3 protein-coding genes and 1 pseudogene are annotated in these 6,331 nt (G+C 55.5%); all 4 read left to right on the top strand.

Going from position 1 to position 6,331, the window contains the following annotated elements; all coding sequences use genetic code 11:
• A pseudogene (locus HA41_RS21340) lies at nt 1-2,665 on the top strand (DNA translocase FtsK); the annotation flags it as partial.
• Nucleotides 2,666-2,846: 181 nt separating this feature from the next.
• Entirely contained in the window at nt 2,847-3,458 is a 612-nt protein-coding gene (lolA, locus tag HA41_RS06885) for an outer membrane lipoprotein periplasmic chaperone LolA (RefSeq protein WP_094120150.1), read from the top strand.
• Between the two features lie 7 nt (nt 3,459-3,465).
• Complete coding sequence (locus HA41_RS06880; protein WP_094120149.1) at nt 3,466-4,809, top strand: replication-associated recombination protein A; 1,344 nt, start codon at nt 3,466-3,468, stop codon at nt 4,807-4,809.
• Nucleotides 4,810-4,902: 93 nt separating this feature from the next.
• Nucleotides 4,903-6,195 (top strand): serine--tRNA ligase, encoded by a 1,293-nt coding sequence (serS, locus tag HA41_RS06875; RefSeq protein ID WP_094120148.1) that lies wholly within the window; start codon nt 4,903-4,905, stop codon nt 6,193-6,195.
• Nucleotides 6,196-6,331 lie beyond the last annotated feature (136 nt).

Below are 6,331 nucleotides of genomic sequence, written 5' to 3'. Positions count from 1 at the left end.
TCGCTCCGGCAGCCGTGTCTGCGCCTCCGGCACCGGCGACGCCAGCTGTTGCGCCGAATACCCCGGCAACCGCTGCACCCGTGTCGCAGCCTGCTGCATCCCCCGGTCTTTATGGCGCCGCAAACCCCTGCGCCAGCCGCCAGCCACGCTACTGAATCCGCGTTTGCCGCAGCCCGTTCGCCTGCGCAAAGCGCCCCAGCGGAAACGCCTCCGTTATACCGCTTTGAAATGCCGGATGAAGCGCCTGTTTCACCGTCATTCAGCGCCTATGATGATGATGAACCTAAGATGGGTAACTGGCGTGATACGCCATCGATGCCAGCCGCGCCGACTGCAGCGGCAGCTGCAGCTGCGGCTCAGGCAACGACGCGCACTGCGCCAGTGTTCGATCTGGCGCCTGAGACCAACCTTAATCCGCAGGTTAAGCAGGGAATCGGTCCGGCCCTGCCGCGCCCAAATCCGGTCAAACTACCGACCCGCCGTGAGCTGGCCTCGTATGGCATTAAATTGCCCTCTCAGCGTATGGCGGAAGAGAAAGCGAAAAACGAAGATAATGTACCGACTACCGCTGTCGAAGCCGAAGCGGAAGAGGCATTGCAGCAGGACGAACTGCGTCAGGCGTTCCAGTCTGAGCAGCAGCAGCGCTATGGCGCCAGCTGGCAGCAGGAAGACGAAGATGAGCAGGAGGCGCAACAGCAGGCGGCTCTGGCCCGTCAGTTTGCCGAGCAGCAACAGCAGCGCTACGAGCCGGAAGTGAAAAAAGAGTCACCGATCTTTAATCTGGATACGGCGTCTGCGTTTGACTTTTCACCGATGAAGGACCTGGTGGATGAAGGTCCGGTCGAGCCGCTGTTTACCATTGCGGCCACGCCTGAACCAGAAGCGCCTGCCACCTCGCATGAGCCCTGGCAGCAGACGCGTGAGGTTTCATCACCCCAGGCATCCGCACAGGTTCCGGCACCCGCCGCATTTGCGCCAGCTGCGGTGTCAGTGTCAGAGCAGCCCGCTTATACGGCACCTGCGGCTCCACAGGCCTCCGCTTATCCTTCGCCTGTTGCTGCGGCGCCAGAGCAGCCTGCCTATACGGCACCTGCTGCCGCGCCAGTCGAAGAATCAAAGCCGTCATTGCACGAAAGCCTGATTCATCCGTTCCTGATGCGTCACGAACAGCCGCTTGAAAAACCTTCGACTCCGCTGCCTTCGCTGGATCTGCTGACCGCACCGCCAGAAGAGGAAGAGCCGGTTGATATGTTCTCGCTGGAGCAGACCGCCCGACTGGTTGAATCGCGCTTAGGCGATTACCGGGTGAAAGCCGAAGTGGTGGGCATCTCGCCGGGTCCGGTCATTACCCGATTCGAACTGGATCTGGCACCGGGTGTTAAAGCCGCACGCATCTCTAACCTGTCGCGCGACTTAGCACGCTCGCTCTCTACCGTCGCAGTGCGTGTGGTAGAGGTCATCCCAGGCAAACCCTATGTGGGTCTGGAGCTGCCAAATAAGCATCGCCAGACGGTCTATCTGCGCGAAGTGCTGGATTGCCCTAAGTTCCGCGACAATCCTTCACCGCTGGCAGTGGTGCTGGGTAAAGACATTGCAGGTCAGCCGGTGGTGGCCGACCTGGCGAAAATGCCACACCTGCTGGTCGCCGGTACCACCGGTTCCGGTAAATCGGTGGGCGTTAACGCATGATCATCAGCATGCTGTATAAAGCGACGCCGGAAGAAGTTCGCTTCATCATGATCGACCCGAAAATGCTGGAATTATCAGTGTATGAAGGATCCCGCATCTGCTGACAGAAGTGGTCACTGACATGAAAGATGCCGCGAATGCGCTGCGCTGGAGTGTGGGTGAAATGGAGCGGCGTTATAAACTGATGTCGGCGCTGGGCGTACGTAATCTGGCGGGTTACAACGAAAAAGTGGAGCAGGCTGAAGCGATGGGCCGTCCGATTCCTGATCCGTTCTGGAAACCGGGCGACAGCATGGACATGACACCACCCGTGCTTGAAAAACTGCCTTATATCGTGGTGATGGTGGATGAGTTCGCCGACCTGATGATGGCGGTGGGTAAAAAAGTTGAAGAACTGATTGCCCGACTGGCTCAGAAAGCCCGTGCTGCCGGTATTCACCTGGTGCTGGCGACGCAGCGTCCGTCGGTGGATGTCATTACCGGCCTGATTAAAGCCAACATCCCGACGCGTATTGCTTTTACCGTATCCAGCAAAATCGACTCCCGTACTATCCTTGACCAGGGCGGTGCAGAATCGCTGCTTGGCATGGGTGACATGCTTTATATGCCACCGAACTCGTCGATGCCGGTGCGTGTTCACGGTGCCTTTGTCCGTGATCAGGAAGTGCATGCGGTGGTTCAGGACTGGAAAGCGCGCGGACGTCCGCAATATATCGAAAGCATCACGGCGGGCGAAGAGAGCGAAGGTAGCGGTGGCATCGACAGTGATGAAGAACTGGATCCGCTGTTTGACCAGGCGGTGGGCTTTGTTGTCGATAAACGTCGCGCCTCGATTTCAGGCGTTCAGCGTCAGTTCCGTATTGGCTATAACCGGGCTGCACGAATCATTGAGCAGATGGAAGCGCAGGGCATTGTTTCTGCACCAGGCCACAACGGTAACCGTGAAGTCCTGTCGCCACCGCCACACGATATGTGACGACTGACGATACGTTTTGCAACATTAATCAATGAGCCAGTTTCGACTGGCTCATTGTTTTCAGGCGTTTAAACCCCATATCTGACTATGCTTTCGGTTTATTCTCCTGTTCTGATAACGGAATAGCGACCAGGCTTAAGAGAGTTAGTCATGGGAACGTTTAAATAAGGAATTGAAGCAGATGAAATTACGCATAATCGCTCTTGGCCTGTTGGCCACCTTTTCTTCAGCCAGCGTACTGGCTGATGCGTCCAGTGATCTGCAACAGCGCCTGAATAAGGTCAGCAGCTTCCATGCCAGCTTCACACAAAAAGTGACCGACAGCAGCGGGGCTAACGTGCAGGATGGCGAAGGCGAGCTGTGGGTGAAACGTCCCAGCCTGTTTAACTGGCATATGACCGCCCCGGATGAAAGCATCATAATCTCTGATGGTAAATCACTGTGGTTCTACAATCCGTTTGTTGAACAGGCGACGGTCAGCCTGCTGCAGAATGCCACCAGCAACACCCCATTTATGCTGATCGCCCGTAATCAGTCTAATGACTGGAAGCAGTACAACATCAAACAGCAGGGCGACAACTTCGAGCTGACCCCTAAAAACAGCGATGGCAACCTGAAACAGTTCACTATCCAGGTAACGCCAGGCGGCACCATCAACCGGTTCAGCGCCATTGAGCAGGATGGTCAGCGCAGCGATTACCAACTGAAAAGTCAGCAGAATGGGGCAATCAGCCCGGATAAATTTACGTTCACTCCGCCAAAAGGCGTAACGGTGGACGACCAACGTCAGTGAGGTCGCAGTGAGTAACCTGTCCCTGGATTTTTCCACTGAAAATTTCAAACCTCTGGCCGCGCGTATGCGGCCAGAAACATTGAAACAGTACATTGGTCAGCAACATCTGCTGGGTACCGGAAAGCCGTTGCCGCGTGCCATTGAAGCAGGCCATCTGCACTCAATGATTCTCTGGGGACCGCCTGGGACCGGTAAGACCACGCTGGCTGAAATTATTGCTCATTATGGCAACGCCGATGTAGAGCGTATCTCTGCGGTGACCTCAGGCGTTAAAGAGATCCGCGAGGCTATTGAGCGCGCGCGCCAGAGCAAACAGGTCGGGCGACGCACCATCCTGTTCGTGGATGAGGTTCACCGCTTTAATAAAAGTCAGCAGGATGCGTTTTTACCGCATATTGAAGACGGCACCATCACGTTTATCGGTGCGACCACCGAAAATCCCTCGTTTGAACTCAACTCAGCATTGCTGTCACGTGCCCGCGTCTATCTGTTGAAATCGCTGACCCACGACGATATTGAGCAGGTGCTGGATCAGGCAATGCAGGACAAAGCGCGCGGCTACGGCGACAGTGACATTGTGCTGCCCGACAATACCCGCCGGATGATCGCTGAGCTGGTGAATGGCGATGCACGACGGGCGCTCAATACGCTGGAGATGATGGCCGACATGGCCGAAACCAACGCATCGGGCCAGCGCGAACTGACACCGCAGTTGCTGAATGAGGTCTCAGGTGAACGATCGGCACGCTTTGATAATAAAGGCGACCGCTTTTACGATCTGATTTCGGCACTGCATAAATCGGTACGGGGTTCCGCGCCGGATGCCGCCCTTTACTGGTATGCGCGGATCATCACTGCTGGTGGCGATCCGCTGTATGTGGCGCGTCGGTTGCTGGCAATTGCTTCTGAAGATGTGGGTAATGCCGATCCGCGCGGTATGCAGGTAGCGATTGCGGCCTGGGACTGTTTCACCCGAGTGGGACCGGCTGAAGGGGAGCGCGCTATTGCACAGGCAATCGTCTATCTGGCCTGCGCCCCCAAAAGCAACGCGGTCTACACCGCCTTCAAAGCGGCGATGCGTGATGCACGCGATCATCCCGATTATGATGTTCCGGAACATCTGCGTAATGCGCCGACGAAACTGATGAAAGAGATGGGTCTGGGTAAAGAGTATCGTTACGCGCATGATGAGGCTAACGCTTACGCGGCCGGAGAGGTCTACTTTCCGCCCGAAATGGCCAGCGCACGTTATTATGTTCCGACGCAGCGTGGGCTGGAAGGTAAGATTGGCGAAAAGCTAAGCTGGCTGGCTGAGCAGGATCAAAATAGCCCGACAAAACGCTACCGCTGAAACAGACGTTACGGTAATGTGGTCAAGGTTTTCAACGCATTCCGCTGGAGTGCGTCCCTTCTTTCAATCAACTTTTAAATACACAGGATAAGCATGCTCGATCCCAATCTGCTGCGTAACGAGCCAGACGCAGTCGCAGAAAAACTGGCACGCCGGGGATTTAAACTGGATGTGGAAACGCTGCGTTCGCTTGAAGAGCGTCGTAAAGTCTTGCAGGTAGAAACAGAAAATCTGCAGGCTGAGCGTAATGCCCGATCCAAATCCATCGGTCAGGCCAAAGCACGTGGGGAAGACATCGAGCCACTGCGTCAGGAAGTGAATGCGCTGGGCGAACGCCTGGATGCCGCTAAAGCAGAACTGGATGAACTGCAGAATCAAATTCGTGACTTTGCGCTGGCGCTGCCCAATATTCCGGCAGATGAAGTGCCTTTGGGCAAAGATGACAGCGAAAACCAGGAAGTCAGCCGCTGGGGCGAACCGCGCCAGTTCGACTTCGAGGTAAAAGATCATGTAGAGCTGGGCGAAGCGGCTAAAGGGCTCGATTTTGCAGCCGCCGTGAAGCTGACCGGTTCCCGCTTTGTGGTGATGCAGGGGCAGATTGCGCGTCTGCACCGTGCGCTGAGTCAGTTCATGATTGACCTTCACACTGAGCAGCATGGCTACCTTGAAACCTACGTCCCTTACCTGGTAAACCATGAAACGCTGTACGGAACCGGTCAGTTGCCGAAGTTTGGCGAAGATCTTTTCCATACCCGTCCGCTGGAAGAGGAATCAGACAGCAGTCACTATGCACTGATCCCGACCGCTGAAGTGCCGCTGACCAACCTGGCGCGCGACGAGATCCTTGAAGAAGAGAGTCTGCCGGTTAAGCTGACGGCGCATACTCCCTGTTTCCGTTCTGAAGCCGGTTCCTACGGCCGTGACACGCGTGGTCTGATCCGTATGCATCAGTTCGATAAAGTCGAAATGGTGCAGATCGTCACGCCGGAACAGTCGATGGATGCGCTGGAAGAGCTGGTCGGTCACGCTGAGAAAGTGCTGCAGCTGCTGAACCTGCCTTATCGTAAGGTTTTACTCTGTACCGGCGATATGGGCTTTGGATCGACCAAAACCTACGATCTCGAAGTCTGGCTACCCGCGCAGAATACCTATCGCGAAATCTCCTCATGCTCCAACATGGGCGACTTCCAGGCGCGTCGTATGCAGGCACGCTGCCGCAGCAAACAGGAAAAGAAACCTCGTCTGGTTCATACCCTGAATGGCTCTGGCCTGGCTGTTGGCCGTACGCTGGTGGCGGTGCTGGAAAACTACCAGCAGCAGGATGGCCGCATTGTCGTGCCTGAGGTTTTACGTCCTTACATGAACGGCGTTGAAATTATCGGCTAAGTCATCGCGTTTTGATCAACCCGGCTTTGGCCGGGTTTTTTTATGTCCGCCATTCCAGAATAGGATTAATTCGTTTTATTGGTTATCACAAATAAACGTTATCGATAGTCATTCGGTTGAATGGCTTAAAAATGCG

Source organism: Pantoea conspicua (genome assembly GCF_002095315.1).
Classification (GTDB): Bacteria; Pseudomonadota; Gammaproteobacteria; order Enterobacterales; family Enterobacteriaceae; genus Pantoea; species Pantoea conspicua.
The sequence above is the reverse complement of the archived record's forward strand: the minus strand, read 5'-3'. Positions and strand labels throughout refer to the sequence as shown.